The organism is Endozoicomonas sp. SESOKO2, from assembly GCF_024606245.1.
Lineage (GTDB): Bacteria > Pseudomonadota > Gammaproteobacteria > Pseudomonadales > Endozoicomonadaceae > Endozoicomonas_A.
In genome coordinates this window covers 55320-72620 of the sequence record NZ_JAHHPQ010000636.1, presented here as the reverse complement: position 1 = coordinate 72620, position 17301 = coordinate 55320, and the positions used below count along the sequence as shown (strand labels likewise).

The window sequence follows — 17301 nt, the reverse complement described above, 5'->3', positions numbered from 1 at the left end:
AGCAAGCCATCCAAGTCTTTATCAAGTGCACCTGCCAGCTCTGGGTAGTAGCGGTATGCCGACGGATAGCCGGGTGAGAATTCCCCGCCAAAAACCTGGACAGAAAAAAATAGCAGACTCGTCAGTAATAAATGGTGTAATCGATTCATAGCACTTTGACTCCTCTGAAAAGCACCTTGAGTAGCAAGTCAGGTATTGCGATACCGCTCGTTATTAATTAGACGCCAGAAGGTTCCGAAGAGTTCATTTATAGGTCAGAGAAATGGACACCCTTGTTAGCAGAATCCGTCTGGTAAGTACTTTGCCAGTGTGCTGGTTGATAATGGGATTATCGGTATCGTCCCTGCAATGATTGAAAGAGAAAACACGTTTGGCTCTTCTATTTTGATTGTCTGGAACTAGTTGCACTTTGTGTTGTCCAAGATGACATTGACAATATTAAATTAAATTCAATTAAACTCAGAGAGGTACAAATTATGCAACCTGTTAATTCCCAATCAACACTGCAACAGAACAGCTCGATCAGGCAGGAGCTATCTGTCCAGTCAACAGAAAGCTCAGGAAGGGCTGAAAACGGAAGGGCTGTAAACAGCTGGTTTGGCGCTATCTATAACGGTTTCTTCCGCGCTATTGGCTACGGAGAAACGGGTACAGTGACTGCTGCAGCAGCGCTTTCGGAAAGGACAATCGCTTCTTCTGTCTCCGGCAGCTCCGCACACACGGGCTCCAAACTGACAGCCGATTCACAACCAGTAAGTCCGATGGAACTAACAGAGGTTTTACCTGCTCTGGCAGAGGCCATAGATGCAAAAGATGCCGCCCGGGTAAAATCATTGCTGGCATCGCTGAAACTGTCATCTCCGGATCAAGCTGCGCAATTAGCCAAAGATAACCTTAAAACCATTTTGCAGGATAATTATCCATCTATTCGTAAAATACCCGAAAAAGAGTACGTAAAGCTGAAAAAGCTTATCGACTCTTTGGTGACCAGCTGTGGCAATGGTGGTAATGCACTGGCGAATTCAGCTCTGAATCTTTTTGTCGTCCGGGGAGATTTGCCACATGCCCAGTATTTTAAAAATAAACATCAGGCAACTCTGGAAGCAAATCATTTTCAGGTAGCCCTCGCTAAACTGGTCCAGAATGAAGCGCCATACACTAAACATACCGACGAACCTCACGGACACTACTTTCATGACCACGGCAAAGCGATACTGGCCCTGGCAAATATGCAAGATCATCAAACCATGGAGATTGCCAGGAAAACGCTCGCTGACGGGCTGGAAAAATGCCTGGGAGACTCCAAATGGCTGCGAAAACTGGACGAAAGAGATTTTGAGGATATTGGGAAGTGTTTTATGGAATTTTTCAAATTCGGCATCAAGGATGCAGAGCTGGCTTACTCCCTCCTGAATCTCTTGGTTACCAGGGGTCATTTCACTTGGGCGGAGAAATGGGCGAATGAATGGGATAAAGAAATTGCATCGGTCAGTATCCGCCTTAACGACAAGGATCTTTGCAAAGCCCTCAGGGATCCATTTTACCGGGGCTCTGTCGTGAAACTGCTAGAACAGGGATATCCCGGGGCAGCTGACCATCAGATAATTAAAGACACCGTTCTGGATATTTTGCAACAAACTCTGGTCGATGTTGATCGCATGGAACCTCACAAGATTGTAGGTTTCGAGAGTTTCATCCGGTGTTATACCTGTCTGCTTTCCGGACCGGTCAAAGACAAATTGTTCCTGCTCAACCCGCTCATTGACTTTTGTGTTCGTGCGGAAAGAATTGAACTGGCAGAAAGGCTGAAAACAATTTTTAAGGTGTGTTACCTTGAGCCACAGGCCTTCGAGAATGCTTGTGAAAAACTGGAGCAGTCTTCAACCGATGAATTACAGAAATCAATGACGCTAAAAGCGTTATCGGATCTGGCCGACCCTACCAAGATCAAGATCGATTAAGCCTTTGGTCTTGATCTTGGGCTGAGCCAATGTCTTGTTGATAGCCAGGGCAACAAAACTGAAAACCCTGGTATTCCGGAGACTTTATTGGCTCGGCTGGCAAGTTCATGACGTGGTACAATCACCGTTCCAAGTGAAAAACTGTAAACCATAGAACAGACAAACCGCACATGACCCCCACGATTGAACTTGCCATAGATCTGATTCAGCGTCCCTCCGTCACTCCCGAAGATGAGGGCTGTCAGGATCTGATGATCAGCCGCCTGGAACCACTGGGTTTCAAAGTAGAGAAACTGCGGTTTGGCGACGTCGAAAACATCTGGCTTCGCAGGGGAGACACTGCGCCGGTACTGGCATTTGCCGGTCATACCGACGTTGTCCCCACGGGTCCTGTAGAAAAGTGGGATAACCCTCCCTTTTCTCCCTTTGTCGATGAAAAAGGCATGTTGCAGGGACGTGGTTCAGCCGATATGAAAGGCAGTCTGGCTGCCATGGTGACAGCCTGTGAGACTTTTGTTGCTGGAAACCCTGACCATAAAGGCTCTATCGCTTTCCTGATTACCAGCGATGAAGAGGGCCCTGCCCGGCATGGAACCGTAAAAGTCATTGAGTACCTGGAAGCCCGTAACGAAAAGATAGACTGGTGCATCGTAGGCGAACCCTCCAGCACCCATCAGGTGGGCGATATCATCAAAAATGGACGCCGCGGCTCAATGCACGGTCACTTGGTAATTCATGGTATTCAAGGACACGTCGCTTACCCACATCTGGCGAGAAACCCGGTTCATGAAGTGGCATTGGCGCTATCAGAGTTGACTGGCGAAGAGTGGGACCAGGGTAATGAGTTCTTCCCGCCCACCAGCTTCCAGATCTGGCATATTCATGCCGGAGAAGGTGCCAGCAATGTGATTCCCGGAAAGTGCGAAGTCAACTTTAACTTCCGTTTTTCTCCCGAAGTCACTGATAAAGCGCTGCAAGAAAGAGTGCTGGCCATTCTGGATAGACATGACCTTGAATACGATATTGAATGGCATGTCAGCGGCCAGCCATTCCTTACCCGCCCCGGTGCACTGGTCAATGCCGCCAAAGCATCCATCAAAGCTGAAACCGGCCTGGATGCTGAGCTGTCGACCTCCGGTGGTACCTCCGATGGCCGCTTCATAGCGCCAACCGGTGCCCAGGTGGTTGAGCTGGGGCCGGTCAATAAAACCATCCATAAAGTAAATGAATGCATCAAAGCCGGTGACCTTAATCATCTCGACAGGATTTATCAGGGCATCCTGAAGCGACTCCTGACGTAAATTTATGCTCCATTTATAACGCTATAACCCTCTATGAATAACATTGAAGATATTGAAATCTATGCCAAAGACCTGAGCCTGGAGATGATCCGGAAATGGCTCAGAGCTCATTTTGATACTCTTGAAGTGCTGAGTAGCGGCAAGAAAGTTCACGACTTTCTGCTGCATGGCGAGGAAGGATCAGCGCCCGTCATGATTGTTGAGGGCGCTGTTGGCAAAGCCTGGACCAGCATCTGGTTCAAAGCCAATAAAACCCCATGGAGTGATGACATGGCCTGTGCCAGAAGCCTGAACCAGTTTGCCAAATGCCGGGTGAGAGCCAATGCGGCCCCCTGGTCAGACGGTGAAGATATGGATGAATGGTGGCAGATGACGGAAACAGGTGAAGAAAGCACAGTTTCCTGGCCAAATGCCCTCTGACATCTTATTGCCGCCAGAGAAGCTACTCAGCATCTCTGGTTTTTACCCATGGCTTTCCCTGTCAGGAAAGAATAATTGCCTTACGGGCGTGCTTTCGATCCGGCAAATATACACTTTCTTCTTTGCGCCACTGCCTCTATTCAAGCTAGAATCCACCGGTAGCCATTTACCCTCTTGATTTCAGGCCGCAGCCAGCCCAATGCACAAACCCAATACTCTCAGTCGCGTTTTGTTTCATAGCTTGAGAAAGCTGTTATTCATCTGGGTCAGAACAACAGTTCATAACAACACTACAGAAAGTCTTGGGATTCAACCAGACAAGACTGTCTGCTACGTACTTCGTAACCGCTCCCTGTCTGATCTGATGGTGGTTGAGCAGGAGTGTCGAAAAGCCGGTCTTCCTCGTCCCTATGCGTTTATTCACAAAGAGTGCAAGAACGGTGATCAAGCCTATTTTTACCTGACTCAACAACGAGGTGTTTTGCTTCAGCGAGAGCATCCGGAAACGGCAGATACACTGGCAAACCTGCTCAAGGAAACCGAGGAGCATCCCGACCGGGACGTACAGTTGGTTCCTGTTAGTATTTTCTGGGGACGGGCTCCGGATAAAGAGCAGTCCGCCCTGAAACTCCTTTTTGACTGGAACTTCAGTCTGGGAGGGCGCTTCAGAAAGTTTATGGCCATCCTGCTTCATGGCAGACAGACCATGGTTCACTTTAACCCGGCCATGTCCCTGAGAGACATGGTGGATGAAGGTCAGGAACATACCCGCACACTACGCAAGGTGGGTCGAATTCTCAGGGTACACTTTCGTCAGCTCAGGGAGTCTGTCATTGGTCCTGATCTCTCTCACCGGAGAATACTGGTCAATGGTCTGCTCCATACTCCACAGATTCGCAAAGCCATAGAGACCGAAGCCGCCGCCCAGGAAATTACCCTGATTGAGGCTGAAAACAAGGCTCGGCAGTACGCCAATGAAATCGCATCTGACTATTCTTATCCGGTCCTCAGATTCCTGGATATTCTATTGACCTGGTTCTGGAACAAACTCTACGACGGCCTGTCGATCAATAACATTGAACCGATCAAAGCACTTTCCCGGAAGCACAGTATTGTATACGTGCCCTGTCACCGCAGCCATATCGACTACCTGCTGCTTTCCTATGCTCTTTACTATGAGGGACTGACGCCTCCCCATATTGCTGCCGGTATCAACCTGAATATGCCCATCGTGGGTACCATTCTCCGTAAAGGTGGGGCTTTCTTCATGAGAAGAACCTTCAGAGGCAACCCCCTTTACAGTGCCGTCTTTCATGAATACATGCATACCCTGTCCAGTCGCGGATTCCCCATTGAATATTTTGTTGAGGGCGGCCGCTCCAGAACCGGTCGGACTCTGAACCCGAAAACCGGCATGCTCTCTATCAGCATGAGAAGCTACCTTAGAGATAATCGCAAGCCCATAGTGTTTGTGCCGGTTTATATTGGTTATGAGAAGTTGCTGGAAGTCAGCACTTACATGAGTGAACTAAGGGGCAAAAGTAAGAAAAAAGAGTCCCCTCTGGACGTTGTGCGAACACTGGCAGCATTGAAGGATCAGTTTGGCAAAGCCTGGATCAACTTTGGCAACCCTGTCAGCATGGGTGAATTCATGGATAAGGAAGTTCCTCAATGGCAGGAAGATCAGTCTGAAGGCTTTAAACCAAAGTGGTTAAAGCAAGCGACCAATACTCTGGCATTCAAAATTGCCAGCGAGATCAACTCAGCTGCTGTCATCAACCCGGTTAACCTGGTCGCCATGGCCCTGCTTTCATCGCCTCGTCATGCCCTGGGTGAACAGGAGTTGGTATTGCTGATAGAGATCTATCAGCGGCTGCTCAGCAAATCCCCCTACAGCGACAAGACCGTTATTACTGATATGGATGGCTATGGCGTCATCCGCTATGCGGAGAAGCTGGATTTACTCAATAAATTCAGTGATTCTCTGGGTGATGTCTACAGCCTTGACGAAAAGACCGCTGTCATGATGACCTATTACCGGAATAACGTACTGCATATGTTTGCCGTGCCTTCCCTGCTCAGTTGTCTGTTTATTAATAACAGCGCCATGACGCAGAGAGAAATTTTCCGGGTCTGCTCCATTTTGTACCCTTATCTTAAATCTGAACTCTTTCTGAAGTGGAGCAAAAGAAGTTTCCTGAAAGTGGTCGTCAAATGGCTGGAAACATTGGAAAGCGAAGGCCTGATTATCAGCGACCATGACGGCTACTACCGTCAGCCTGAGTACAGTTCAGCTCAGTTTGTCACTCTGACAGTGCTTTCCCGTGCCATTGCCCAGACGCTCGAGCGCTTTTTCATGGTCATCAGCCTGCTGATCAGTAATGACAATGGCAACATTAAACAGGAGACACTGGAAAACCAGAGTCGAGTCCTGGCTCAGAGGCTGTCCATTATCCACGGGTTGAATGCTCCCGAGTTCTTTGACAAAGCTCTGTTCAAAAACTTTATCGAGCAATTACGGCTCAATAACGTAGTGGAGATTACCCAGACTAACAAACTCAACTTTGGCGATGAAGTCAAAATGGTCGCCGATGAAGCCTTCAAGGTTCTGACCAGCGAAGTCCGCCACAGCATACTGCAAACCACCAAAACACAACCTACTCCTATCAAAGAGCATTAACTCACTGCCGTTACAGCGCCCGTGCAGACGCCATCTTTCACCATCGGATTTAGCGGATATTGAAAGATGGCGGTCGCTGGATACTTAATTCACAACCTTTACTCAAATGCCTTAAGAGCATGGATATCGTACCTGCATGCCTTCCCTTGCAGTTTGTAGGTGGGCGAAGCATTGCCCAATTCCGGTGATAGCCTGGGCCTTTTAATCACTACCCGGTATCGGGCCAGTTTCAGCGCAGGCTCAAGCAGCTCATCTGCATCAGGATCACCCGATAATAACGCCTGAAAGATTTTCATTTCCTTTTTAACTTGTGCCGATTTCCCTTTATGCGGAAACATGGGGTCCAGATAGACGACATCGAACTGTTTTCCAGCGGACATACTCGACTCCATTGCACGACGACTGTCTTGTTTAATCAACAGCATACGTCCGGCAATCTCCGAGACCTCCCGATCTTCCATCGCCCTTCTGATACCGTCTTCCAGCAAAGCGGCGATGACGGGAGAACGCTCAATGATGGTCACCTTGCAACCCAGCGAGGCCAGCACGAATGCGTCTCGACCAAGCCCTCCTGTGGCATCCAGCACATGAGGTTTGACACCTTTATTCAAGCCCACCGCTTTGGCTATATCCTGGCTTTTCCCGCCGCCGAACTTTCTTCTATGGCCCGCCTTGCCACCCACAAAGTCAACACTGATGGGGTTTTCCTTGCCATTAGCCCGCTTCAGGGAAAGACGATCATCTTCAAAACCAAGAAGAAGTTGATCTTCCTCACAGCCAGCTGGATTCATAATAAGACAGGTTTCATCCATTGCACGAAGCAGCGTATCAAGATAGGCCTGCTTATCAGGATCCGGATGATTTTGTACTACGACAGAACTGGCCATTCGCCTTTTGCTCACAACATGTTGAGGTAGGTTGAATTTTATCACTGGGGAAGCATTTGAAAACCTCGAATCACTTCTCCCGGGAACCCGTCGGAAGCAGTCTTTAGAGCATGAATTTCAGTAAAGCGAGCCCAGAGCCCCTTGCCTTCTTGACATGAGTTTGAAAGGCCGCCAGACCCATTTTTTGAAACTGCAAACCACAAACAAAAACAGCAGATTCATGGTCTGCTGTTTTTATTTGTGGTTTAGACATTCATTCCAGCATCAATCAGGCTGAGCTACCATCCTCAGGTAAGGCTTCAGTGTCATCCAACCTTCCGGGAATTGCTTTCTGGCTTCTTCTTCCGTAACCGAAGGTGGAATGATCACATCCTCACCAGGCTGCCAATTCACTGGCGTAGCCACGCTGCAACGGCTGGTTAGCTGAATAGAATCCAGTGAGCGAAGGATCTCATCAAAATTTCTGCCAGTGGTCATTGGATAGGTCATCATCAGTTTAATCTGCTTGTCAGGCCCAATGATAAACACGGTTCTTACCGTAGCATTGGTGGCAGCTGTTCTCCCTTCTGAGGTATCTCCAGCGTCAGCAGGCAACATATTGTATAGCTTCGCTACGTTAAGGTCCGTATCGCCAATCATTGGGTACTGGGGCAGGTACCCCTGGGTTTCCTCAATGTCTCTGGCCCAGCGTTCATGATCATCAACAGGATCCACACTCAGGCCAATGAGCTTACAATTGCGTCTTTCGAACTCTGGTTGCAGTCGAGCCATATAGCCAAGCTCTGTCGTACAAACGGGTGTAAAGTCTTTTGGATGGGAGAATAAGATGGCCCAGGAATCACCTATCCAGTCATGAAAGTGGATGGAGCCTTGGGTAGTTTGAGCCGCAAAATCAGGGGCAACGTCATTAATTCTCAGAGTCATGTCAATTCCTCAGGGAGCAATCTCGGGTCATGAGTCGATGTCTCAGCGCTGTCGATGAAAAAATGTTCTCATTATGATCAGTCTGAAACAGACACAGTCTTGTCCGAAAAGTGTGGAATTACAATTTTTGGCAGAAAACGCAGACTTCCCAGCAGATCAATGCTGTGTCAAATAACGCAATGAATGGCGCTGAGGACCGCTGTGATGTTGCGCAAAATCCTTGCCTGACACCGCGCAGGAGCTGCACATCACGTGCAGGTGATTTGGCTTAATACTTTAGACGTCAAACCACACTTTTGACCTTCTTGACCTGAACATTGATGCCAACAGTTTCCTCTGTTTTGAACCGTTCATAGACGAATTCGTTCACGCTAACCTCGCAGCCATATACACTAAAGTCAACGACCTGACTGCTGCCACGGTTCCAGACCCTCAGTGTGGAATCACTGTGTTTTTCGATGTTCCATTGGTGGAATCCTGAATAGTCTTGCGTTTCCGCCTCATTTACAAAATGCTGGAAGCGAGCGGCACCATCAACCTTCAACGCCCTGCAAATCTGCTCAAAGGAAAGTATTGGGTCGTATCCATGATCGATAGAGTTCTGTGCAAGAATGAAATCAAACCGTTCTTGCCCGAACAGGTCAGCCGTTTTCTCTGCTACACCAAAAACCAGGTCGTAGCCGCGCTCAAGACCGTAGATATCCATCAATGTGTTGTAGGCACATGCCAGTGGGTCAGCGGCTATTATGTCCAGCTTTTGCTGGTTGAGGAGACGCCCAACCGCTGGCTTCAGCGCACAGCCCATATCGAGGATTTCTATATGACCTTCTGCATTTCCGGGTAATGAGTCCTCATATTGAAAAGGAAAGTCCAGCAGAAACTCTTTTCGGAAGTCTTCATGATGAGCCGCAAGCATATTCCTGGAAAGGCCATCCCACCAAAAACGCAACTCGTCTTCAACACCAGACGCCCATTCCTGTGCCTCAATTCCGTGTTTGTCGCATTCAATTAGAACGCTTTGTGTGAGGCTCTTTAAGGAGGATAGTAGCAAGCGTTCACAAAACCTGTTCCAGTGATCTCTGGAGCGGTACTTTTCAAGTTCGACGGCGAGGTCTGGAGAAGTATCGGAATGCTCGCTCGGTTTCACAACCTGGTATGTCTGGCGGCGAAATACTTTATTGATGCCCTGACGAATACTGCTCATTCAAATCTCCTGGTTTTAGGACAGTGAGTAGGAGCTGAACCAATTCTTCAACTGTGCTGGCACTGATCTTTCGTACTTAACCGTATACCCAAGTGCAGTAGTCCGTCCTATGAAAAAGTGCTTTCATTCAGATCAGTCTGAAACAGACGCAGTCTTTTCTGAACAGTCCCCAATTACGATTAATAAGAAGTAAAGCCTGTTTACACAAATGATCAACTGGAATTTACAGGCAGAAGAAGCCACTTTTTAATAACAAAAAAGTGAGTATTCAGTAGATAAACTCACCCATACGGCAGGATAGATGGCTGTGCCTTTAGCCATAACCATACTGATGGTCAGAACATCATAACAGCCATCAGTACAGCAACGAGAGCAAAGCGATAGATCACGAAAGGCATCAATCCGATTCGATTGATAAATGACAGAAAGAGATGCATACAGATCCAGGCGCTGACACCTGCTATCAGGGCACCAGAGAACAGTATGCCCCAGTCGACCGGCTCTGTGGATTTAATCAGATCCAGTGTCAGAAGCAGCCCCGCCCCCAGTATGACCGGAATGGATAACAAAAATGAAAAGCGGGCTGCCGCCTCACGAGTCAAGCCGAGCATCAGGCCAGCTGTTATAGTAATACCTGAGCGAGACGTTCCCGGAATCAAGGCAATAGCCTGAGCAAAGCCAATGATCATAGCCTGACGGAAGTTCAACGTTTCAATAGGCTGTATTTTTTTCCCTTTATAGTCAGCCCAACCCAGAAGAGCACCAAAAATCATGGTTGTTCCTGCAATGACAGCAATGCTGCGCATAGCCTCATCAAGACCCACAGACTTCAGGGCAAAACCAAACAGAACCGCTGGCAAGGTCGCAGAAATCAGGTACCAACCCAGACGACTGTTCACCGTTGAGCCTTTACCTGCCACAGAGCCCAGCCAGTCCAGGGCAATTCTGATCAAATCCTGACGAAAATAGACCACAACTGCGATCAATGTGCCAATATGAACAGCCACATCAAATGCCAGCCCCTGATCCGTCCAACCCAACAACTGCGCAGGCAATATCAGATGAGCAGAACTGGAAATTGGCAGAAACTCTGTCAGGCCCTGAAGCAGAGCAAGAATGATTACCTGAAGGCTATCCACGATAGCATCCCTCCCTTACCGGGTAATATCAGCACATATCGGCTTCAAAGAATGGTTAACAAAGAAAAGGCATTTCAGCGTTCACTTTTCTTGAGAGCAACTTTATCCCTGAGATAGACAGGTCTGGCCTGCTCAGCAGGCACTGCAAATCCTTCGTTAAAATCAGCCGCAGCCAGAATAGCGATATCTGCCGCTCTGGGATAAGCCTCGGGAAAACACTTCACCACTTTTGCTGCCAGCAAGTCTTCGAACTGCCAACCCGTTCCCATTCCCAGCCAGTTCTCTTCGCCATCGGGCACGAGCACTTGCTCTGGAGCAATAACGCTCTCTTCAATCACTGGCCTCATCAATCCATTTTCTTCCTTGAAAGCACCCCAATAAACTTCCCCCATGCGGGCATCAATAGATGCCAGTACAGCGTTTGACTGATGCACTCTGAAGCCTTCCTGTGCCAAGGCTCTCAGGGTTGACACTGCAACAACCGGTTTGTCCGTGGCAAACGCTAACCCCTGCACCATGGCAGTCGCTATTCTGAGACCTGTAAAAGCACCAGGCCCACGACCAAAAGCCATGGCATCCAGATCAAACAGGCTGACGCCCTGCTTTTTCAAAAGATTGTCAACCATTCCCAAAAGCTCACGGCTGTGCCTTCTGGGTAACAACTCAAAATGCTCAACAATCTCACCGTCCAGATTCAGTGCAACTGAACAGGCTTCTGTAGCGCTATCAAGAGCCAGGATTTTCATCGTTGTATCTCTATAGAGAGGAGGGGTATCTCACACATTCAAAAGCAGGCCGTATCATTGCCCGCTAATGCGAAAGTCTCTTGAAAACGTAAAAAAGGACGCATAGTCGTCCTTTTTTCTACGGTTAGCATCTGGAGATGCCAGACAACAAAGCTTATCAGGCAGCCGAAGACTTAAGGGCACTGATCACTTTGGCCTTGATATCATTAACGCTGCCTACACCCTCAACACGGGTATAGCGGGTCTGTCCTTCAATGTTCTCGTAGAAGCTGATCAGAGGGGCGGTCTGATCGTGGTAAACTCCAAGACGCTTGCGGACGGTCTCTTCAATATCGTCATCACGCTGAATCAGGTCTTCACCCGTTACATCATCTTTACCTTCAACCTTTGGTGGGTTGTAGACAACGTGATAGGTACGGCCACTGTCAGGGTGCACACGTCTTCCTGCCATGCGTTGAACAATTTCTTCATCTTCAACGGCAATTTCGATCACATGATCAATATCTACACCGGCATCACGAAGTGCTTCAGCCTGTGGGATGGTCCTGGGGAAGCCATCAAACAGGAAACCTTTGGCACAATCGTCTTTGCCGATACGTTCTTTAACCAGCTCAATGATGATTTGATCTGAGACCAAAGACCCGGAATCCATAACCGCCTTTACTTTAAGACCTAGCTCGGTACCATCCTTGATTGCTGCGCGCAGCATGTCGCCGGTAGAGATCTGGGGGATACCAAACTCTTCCATGATAAACTGGGCTTGCGTACCTTTTCCGGCACCCGGGGCACCCAACAGAATCACTCTCATGAACAGGCTCCTGTCTGTCAAGACCCACTGCTCGAGCCTTGTTATGACGATTTTAAAAGGCACAAAGGATATACACAGAGTCACTGCGTTACAAGTTGATACAGGAAAATTCTAACCTCCATATACCCATCACCAAGATAAACGAGGTTAAGTCACAACTATGAAATTTCTGCATCCGCTGGCCGATACAGTCATCAGAACGCCCATTCTGAAGAGAAGCAGACATGAGAAGGTCATACAGAGTAAAGATAGTGTCCATAATGGCTATGACCCTACTGGCTGTGACCTTGCCGGTCACCACTTTGGCACTTCCTAACGCTAAAATCATGGGACATCGCTGGCTACTATCCGCTATAAAGAGTAACCGACCGCCTTCCGGCTATCTTACTCTCGACAACTGTAAGATAAGCAAGAACATTGGCGACCTGCCCGTTGACAAGCGCACTTACAGAGTTTCATTTAACGAAAATTTTTCCTACGATCCTGCCAGTGGCAGCATCTCAACCATCATGAACAGGCTCTACCAACAGACCCTCAACCTGGGTGGAACCCCTGTTCTTATCAGTAAACCTGCCACCATTATCCTGACCAGCAGGCCCCAGAGAGAATCAGTCACTTACCAGATCGTCATCACTCATAATGAGAGAACCATGATGCAGCTCTATGAATGCCCCTGGAGTAAAGCGGTCTACTTGTGGAAACCCGAAAGAGGTAGTCTTTTCAATTAATTAAAGATTTAACGGATCATCAGTTTGACGACATCAGCATCAGCTTCACGGCTTTCTCCCGCCTGGTGAAGCTTCTCCAGATAGCTCTCCCAGTATTTTTCCTGATTGACGCAAAGATCGTAGAGATAGCCCCAGTCGTAGATGCCACTGTCATGACCATCATTAAAGTGAATTTTAATCGCATAATGGCCCACCCTTTCTATGCTGATGATCTGAACCTGCTTTTTACCCCTTTGCAGCACTGGATTACCATGCCCCCTGACCTCGGCAGAAGGACTGTGGACGCGAAGCATCTCGCTACTGAGTTGATATGTCTCATCTGCACTGTAATTCAACTCGAGTCGTTGGGATTGCTTGTGAAAGTTCAATGCTTCCGGGATTTTTTGCTGCATGCTGAAAGTCTCTGCTTTAGTTGAACGACTGGCTTAACGCAGTCTACATCAGAGTCCTCTGTAGGGGACAAATTTGAGACACAACTTGATATGAAAGGGTGAATAGGTGTCCGATGGTAGTTAGAGTCTTGCTTCCTTGTTAGTTGCGCTTACATCAATGTTTTGAACTTTCCATCTGTAAACCATTCAAAGAGTTGAAGGACATCTTTGTTGAATGCCCTTCAAACCAACATCCTTGTGATCGAGGATACTACTAAATTAACGAAAGGAACTTAACATGAACGTAAATAACACGCCCAGCGCTGCTGCTGGGCAGACTTACTCAGTCTCGCCACAGCCTGTTCAAGCTCAAGGTAATTGTTTCGGTAAGGTTGTCGTCTGTGATGATGGCAGCGCGAAAATCTATTGCCCGAAATCCGATGGATCATCGGAAGAAAAGGCCACCGTTTTTCGTGATAGCCCAATCAGGTCAGCTACCTTCAGCGCCGATGGTACCCAAGTCCTGATGACCAGTCAGGATGGAACAACGAGAACCTTTGGTCGTGATGCCGATGGGGTATTCTTCGAACAAGGCACCTCTATGAAGAAGTGATCAACTACGCTGCTTTCAGTACCACTGGCTGCCAGCTGTTGACTGCAAGTAGCGATAAAACGTTGAAAATCACTGAACTATGAGTGACAGTCAAGCGGCCTCCGACAGAGTTGGAGGCCTATTGGCTGACATCCTCAATATAACAACAATCCATTCCCAGGCAAGCTACAACCCACCCCTGAATGATCGACATAAAACCAGAGGAGACATTAACCCTTTTATTCAGGATAATGGCGAGTCATTACCTAACCAATAATTACGCCCAAGGATTTTATCTCAGGCATGAACAACCTACAGACACCTAATGACTTATACCATAACCCTTACCCTGACGACGAAATTGATCTTTTTGAGCTTGTAGAAAAACTATTTGCCCAAAAATGGCTGATTATAGCGATTACCACTTTAGCAACAGCCATTGCTGTGGTTACAGCCTTTAAGCTTCCTGTAAGCTACACAACTGAAGCCGTCTTAAACGAACCCTCTTCTGCAGATATTGCAGCCTGGAACAGTAATGTGTTCTTAATTGCTTCAAATAGTAATAACAGTGGCTCGGGGTACCTTTCGACTGAAGAAGCCTATCAGCTGTATATGAAGTATTTAACCAGTCCTGCTGCAAGACGTTATGCTTTCCAGGAGTCATCGCTTGCGGATAATACTTCCACACCCGATCCTGAAATGCTTGCAGCGCAATATCAGGCATTCTCTAACAACTTAGCCATCACAACGGACAAGGGGGACAGTCGAACGAAAATTCGATATAGCTCTCACAGCCCTGAAGAATCAGCATCAATCGTCAATGAAATTCTTTTGCCATACGCTCAGGACCGATTTTTAAACCATATGAATGAGAACTTTCAAGCACAGATTGACATAAAGAAAAAACAGATCATAAGCCATATCAATCGTCTGGAATCAAACTTCATATCCTACAACAAACTGCGCCTGACAGAACTGAGAGAAGCTTTAGCCCAGGCACAAGCCGCCGGGATTACTGAACTTCGGACCAGTGAAGTGAATGCAACCATTCTTGATGGAGCCCCTTACCTGCTGGGTGAGAAGCTTCTGAAGTCGAGAGTTGACGCGATCAATAACAGAATTGAGAAGTATCGCTTTTACAGCATTCCCGAAACAGAAAATAGCACAGAAAAACCCTATATCAGAGGTGTATCCGGTCGTGTTTACCAGCTGGAACAATTAGAAAAACTGGACCCGGACTTTTCTTCCATGATTCCAGCCAAGATAGAGCAACCTGCGGTCATGCCAGCTTCGCCCTCTAAACCCAATAAAAAGCTTATTGTCGTTTTAGGCGCTATGTTAGGTCTGATGGCCGGAGTCTTCCTTGCCCTGATCAGGATAGCTCTCAAAAGCAGAGAAGAGAGAAAGCGAGCTGCCGACCATAACGTCCCGAGTATGGTCGGCTAAAAGGTCAGAGGATATAGCGACTCAGATCTTCGTCCTGAACCAACTCACCCAGATGCTCGTTAACATAAGCAGCATCAATCAACAGCGGTGATTCGCTGTGCTTGTGAGAGAGGTCTGCTGCACTGTAGGAGATCTCTTCCAGCAGACGCTCAATAACAGTGTGTAGACGACGGGCACCGATATTCTCGGTGTTCTCGTTGACTGTCCAGGCCACTTCCGCAATTCGGGCAATACCATCTTCAGCAAAGGTAATATTGAGTTCTTCTGTCTTCATCAGAGCCTGATATTGCTTCGTCAGGGATGCATTCGGCTCAGTCAGGATACGAACAAAGTCTCTGGTGGTAAGTGCCTTCAATTCAACACGAATAGGCAGGCGGCCCTGCAGTTCCGGAATCAGATCAGATGGCTTGGCAAGATGAAACGCCCCTGAAGCCATGAACAAAATGTGATCCGTTTTGATCATACCGTACTTGGTGGAAACGGTGCAGCCTTCGATCAATGGCAACAGATCCCGCTGAACACCTTCACGGGAAACATCAGCATTTGAGCTGGAAGAGCGCTTGGCCACCTTATCAATTTCATCGATGAAAACAATGCCATTCTGCTCAACAGATTCTATCGCTCTGGTTTTGAGTTCATCTTCATTGACCAGTTTCGCAGCTTCTTCGTCCTGAACCAGTTTCAAAGCGTCCTTGACTTTTAGCTTGCGCTTTTTCTGCTTTCCAGAATTCAGATTTGAGAACATATTCTGCAGCTGGCTGGTCATTTCTTCCATGCCGGGAGGTGCCATAATTTCCACACCCATGGCTGCTTCGCGAACATCAATCTCGATCTCTTTGTCATCCAGCTGGCCTTCACGCAGCTTCTTGCGGAACACCTGACGGGTTGTATTATCCTGAGGCTTTTCGGCGTCCTCCGAGAAGGAGCGGGGAGGCGGCAGTAAGGCATCCAGTATTCTTTCTTCTGTCGCATCGAGAGCACGATCTTTTACTCTCTCAACTTCCTGCTCACGCAGCATTTTTATAGCTGCATCCATCAGATCCCTGATAATAGATTCAACATCACGGCCAACATAACCCACTTCTGTAAACTTGGTTGCCTCGACCTTGATAAAAGGCGCATTAGCCAGTTTAGCCAGACGGCGAGCGACTTCAGTCTTACCCACGCCGGTAGGACCAATCATCAGAATATTCTTGGGAGTGATTTCATTTCGCAGCTCTTCATCCAGCTGCATACGACGCCAGCGATTGCGAAGAGCAATGGCTACGGCTCGCTTGGCATCATCCTGGCCAATAATATGTTTATTCAGTTCGTGAACGATTTCACGAGGGGTCATATTTGACATGTCACAAACTCTGTAAACGAAAGATCAGCAAACTCACCATTTAAACACTGTCAGCGAGAAGCCATATTGTAACTGACTTCTGCTTTTCAGCCTTTTGGTCAAGACTGCTCTATCTTGATTTCTTCGATAACCCGGTTCTGGTTGGTATAGACACAGACATCTGCAGCTATTTCCAGACTTTTCTCTACGATATCTTTCGCGCCCAAATCAGTATTCTGATAAAGCGCTTTGGCAGCAGACTGAGCAAAGAATCCACCCGAGCCAATGGCCAGAATGCCATCATCAGTGACCATAACGTCACCATTGCCGGTAATGACCAGAGATGCTTTAGCATCAGCTACAATCAACATGGCCTCCAGACGCTGCAATGTCCTGTCGGTACGCCATTCTTTCGCCAGTTCAACGGCTGCTTTTTCCAGACGCCCATGATGCTTTTCCAACTGGGCTTCAAAACGTTCAAAAAGAGTAAATGCGTCTGCTGTGCCACCGGCAAAGCCAGCTATCACTTTACCTTTAAACAGGCGACGCACCTTGTGGGCATTACCCTTAATGACGGCGTTACCCAGTGAAACCTGACCATCACCGCCTACGACCACACTATCGTTTCGACGTACGGACAGAATGGTGGTGCCACGATACTGTTCCAAGGTAGGCTCCTTTTAGCATTTTGCTTGATTCGTCACTTAATATTGGGGAGAAGACAGAATTATCAAGGGGGCGGCCCGGAAAAACTTTCCATACCGCATTGT

At 47.8% G+C, this 17301-nt stretch carries 16 protein-coding genes; 7 read left to right on the top strand and 9 right to left on the bottom strand.

Going from position 1 to position 17301, the window contains the following annotated elements; all coding sequences use genetic code 11:
- Positions 1-476: 476 nt before the first annotated feature.
- From KDK17_RS15905 to plsB, 4 genes are all read left to right on the top strand, one after another.
- Entirely contained in the window at positions 477-1961 is a 1485-nt protein-coding gene (locus tag KDK17_RS15905) for a hypothetical protein (protein ID WP_257254532.1), read from the top strand.
- A gap of 170 nt (positions 1962-2131) precedes the next feature.
- Positions 2132-3262 (top strand): succinyl-diaminopimelate desuccinylase, encoded by a 1131-nt coding sequence (gene dapE, locus KDK17_RS15900; protein WP_257254533.1) that lies wholly within the window; start codon positions 2132-2134, stop codon positions 3260-3262.
- Positions 3263-3295: 33 nt separating this feature from the next.
- Positions 3296-3682 carry a hypothetical protein gene (locus tag KDK17_RS15895; RefSeq protein WP_257254534.1) on the top strand — a complete coding sequence of 129 codons (387 nt, stop codon included), beginning with the start codon at positions 3296-3298 and terminating at the stop codon, positions 3680-3682.
- Positions 3683-3881: 199 nt separating this feature from the next.
- Positions 3882-6362 carry a glycerol-3-phosphate 1-O-acyltransferase PlsB gene (plsB, locus tag KDK17_RS15890; RefSeq protein ID WP_257275428.1) on the top strand — a complete coding sequence of 827 codons (2481 nt, stop codon included), beginning with the start codon at positions 3882-3884 and terminating at the stop codon, positions 6360-6362.
- 98 nt (positions 6363-6460) lie between these two features.
- On the opposite strand, the gene KDK17_RS15885 is transcribed toward plsB, so the two are convergent.
- The 6 genes from KDK17_RS15885 to adk form a co-directional block, all read right to left on the bottom strand.
- Positions 6461-7249: a class I SAM-dependent methyltransferase gene (locus KDK17_RS15885; protein WP_257255439.1), complete on the bottom strand. Its 789-nt coding sequence runs from the start codon at positions 7247-7249 to the stop codon at positions 6461-6463.
- 264 nt (positions 7250-7513) lie between these two features.
- Positions 7514-8173, bottom strand: a complete 660-nt coding sequence (locus KDK17_RS15880; protein ID WP_257255441.1) for a peroxiredoxin — start codon at positions 8171-8173, stop codon at positions 7514-7516.
- A gap of 283 nt (positions 8174-8456) precedes the next feature.
- A complete protein-coding gene (locus KDK17_RS15875) occupies positions 8457-9377 on the bottom strand; it encodes a class I SAM-dependent methyltransferase (protein ID WP_257255442.1) in 921 nt (306 codons plus the stop codon).
- Between the two features lie 335 nt (positions 9378-9712).
- On the bottom strand, positions 9713-10516 hold the full coding sequence (locus tag KDK17_RS15870; protein WP_257275430.1) for an undecaprenyl-diphosphate phosphatase: 804 nt from the start codon (positions 10514-10516) through the stop codon (positions 9713-9715).
- 74 nt (positions 10517-10590) lie between these two features.
- The gene (tsaB, locus tag KDK17_RS15865) at positions 10591-11262 is read right to left on the bottom strand and encodes a tRNA (adenosine(37)-N6)-threonylcarbamoyltransferase complex dimerization subunit type 1 TsaB (RefSeq protein ID WP_257255444.1); all 672 of its coding nucleotides are present in this window, start codon (positions 11260-11262) and stop codon (positions 10591-10593) included.
- Positions 11263-11419: 157 nt separating this feature from the next.
- On the bottom strand, positions 11420-12070 hold the full coding sequence (gene adk / locus KDK17_RS15860; protein WP_257255445.1) for an adenylate kinase: 651 nt from the start codon (positions 12068-12070) through the stop codon (positions 11420-11422).
- A gap of 224 nt (positions 12071-12294) precedes the next feature.
- Here adk and KDK17_RS15855 point away from each other — a divergent pair, with 224 nt between their 5' ends.
- On the top strand, positions 12295-12798 hold the full coding sequence (locus KDK17_RS15855) for a hypothetical protein (RefSeq protein WP_257280081.1): 504 nt from the start codon (positions 12295-12297) through the stop codon (positions 12796-12798).
- An 8-nt stretch (positions 12799-12806) separates the two neighbouring features.
- Here the strand turns inward: KDK17_RS15855 and KDK17_RS15850 are convergent, their stop codons facing one another.
- The gene (locus KDK17_RS15850) at positions 12807-13190 is read right to left on the bottom strand and encodes a DUF971 domain-containing protein (protein ID WP_257255447.1); all 384 of its coding nucleotides are present in this window, start codon (positions 13188-13190) and stop codon (positions 12807-12809) included.
- Between the two features lie 277 nt (positions 13191-13467).
- Here KDK17_RS15850 and KDK17_RS15845 point away from each other — a divergent pair, with 277 nt between their 5' ends.
- Entirely contained in the window at positions 13468-13782 is a 315-nt protein-coding gene (locus tag KDK17_RS15845) for a hypothetical protein (RefSeq protein WP_257280080.1), read from the top strand.
- A 282-nt stretch (positions 13783-14064) separates the two neighbouring features.
- Positions 14065-15207, top strand: coding sequence for an LPS O-antigen chain length determinant protein WzzB (locus KDK17_RS15840; protein WP_257280078.1), 1143 nt, complete (start codon positions 14065-14067; stop codon positions 15205-15207).
- A 4-nt stretch (positions 15208-15211) separates the two neighbouring features.
- Here KDK17_RS15840 and hslU read toward each other — a convergent pair whose 3' ends face one another.
- Together hslU and hslV are read right to left on the bottom strand one after the other, a co-directional pair.
- Positions 15212-16552, bottom strand: coding sequence for an HslU--HslV peptidase ATPase subunit (gene hslU / locus KDK17_RS15835; RefSeq protein WP_257255451.1), 1341 nt, complete (start codon positions 16550-16552; stop codon positions 15212-15214).
- Positions 16553-16650: 98 nt separating this feature from the next.
- Positions 16651-17199, bottom strand: a complete 549-nt coding sequence (gene hslV, locus KDK17_RS15830) for an ATP-dependent protease subunit HslV (protein WP_257255452.1) — start codon at positions 17197-17199, stop codon at positions 16651-16653.
- Positions 17200-17301: the final 102 nt, after the last annotated feature.

Excerpts from the sequence above, each read along its gene's own strand:
- adk (WP_257255445.1), bottom strand. The coding sequence starts at position 12,070 with ATGAGAGTGATTCTGTTGGGTGCCCCGGGTGCCGGAAAAGGTACGCAA.
- KDK17_RS15850 (WP_257255447.1), bottom strand. The coding sequence starts at position 13,190 with ATGCAGCAAAAAATCCCGGAAGCATTGAACTTTCACAAGCAATCCCAA.
- dapE (WP_257254533.1), top strand. The coding sequence starts at position 2,132 with ATGACCCCCACGATTGAACTTGCCATAGATCTGATTCAGCGTCCCTCC.
- hslU (WP_257255451.1), bottom strand. The coding sequence starts at position 16,552 with ATGTCAAATATGACCCCTCGTGAAATCGTTCACGAACTGAATAAACAT.
- tsaB (WP_257255444.1), bottom strand. The coding sequence starts at position 11,262 with ATGAAAATCCTGGCTCTTGATAGCGCTACAGAAGCCTGTTCAGTTGCA.
- KDK17_RS15845 (WP_257280080.1), top strand. The coding sequence starts at position 13,468 with ATGAACGTAAATAACACGCCCAGCGCTGCTGCTGGGCAGACTTACTCA.
- KDK17_RS15880 (WP_257255441.1), bottom strand. The coding sequence starts at position 8,173 with ATGACTCTGAGAATTAATGACGTTGCCCCTGATTTTGCGGCTCAAACT.
- KDK17_RS15895 (WP_257254534.1), top strand. The coding sequence starts at position 3,296 with ATGAATAACATTGAAGATATTGAAATCTATGCCAAAGACCTGAGCCTG.
- KDK17_RS15905 (WP_257254532.1), top strand. The coding sequence starts at position 477 with ATGCAACCTGTTAATTCCCAATCAACACTGCAACAGAACAGCTCGATC.
- KDK17_RS15840 (WP_257280078.1), top strand. The coding sequence starts at position 14,065 with ATGAACAACCTACAGACACCTAATGACTTATACCATAACCCTTACCCT.
- KDK17_RS15885 (WP_257255439.1), bottom strand. The coding sequence starts at position 7,249 with ATGGCCAGTTCTGTCGTAGTACAAAATCATCCGGATCCTGATAAGCAG.
- KDK17_RS15875 (WP_257255442.1), bottom strand. The coding sequence starts at position 9,377 with ATGAGCAGTATTCGTCAGGGCATCAATAAAGTATTTCGCCGCCAGACA.
- KDK17_RS15855 (WP_257280081.1), top strand. The coding sequence starts at position 12,295 with ATGAGAAGGTCATACAGAGTAAAGATAGTGTCCATAATGGCTATGACC.
- plsB (WP_257275428.1), top strand. The coding sequence starts at position 3,882 with ATGCACAAACCCAATACTCTCAGTCGCGTTTTGTTTCATAGCTTGAGA.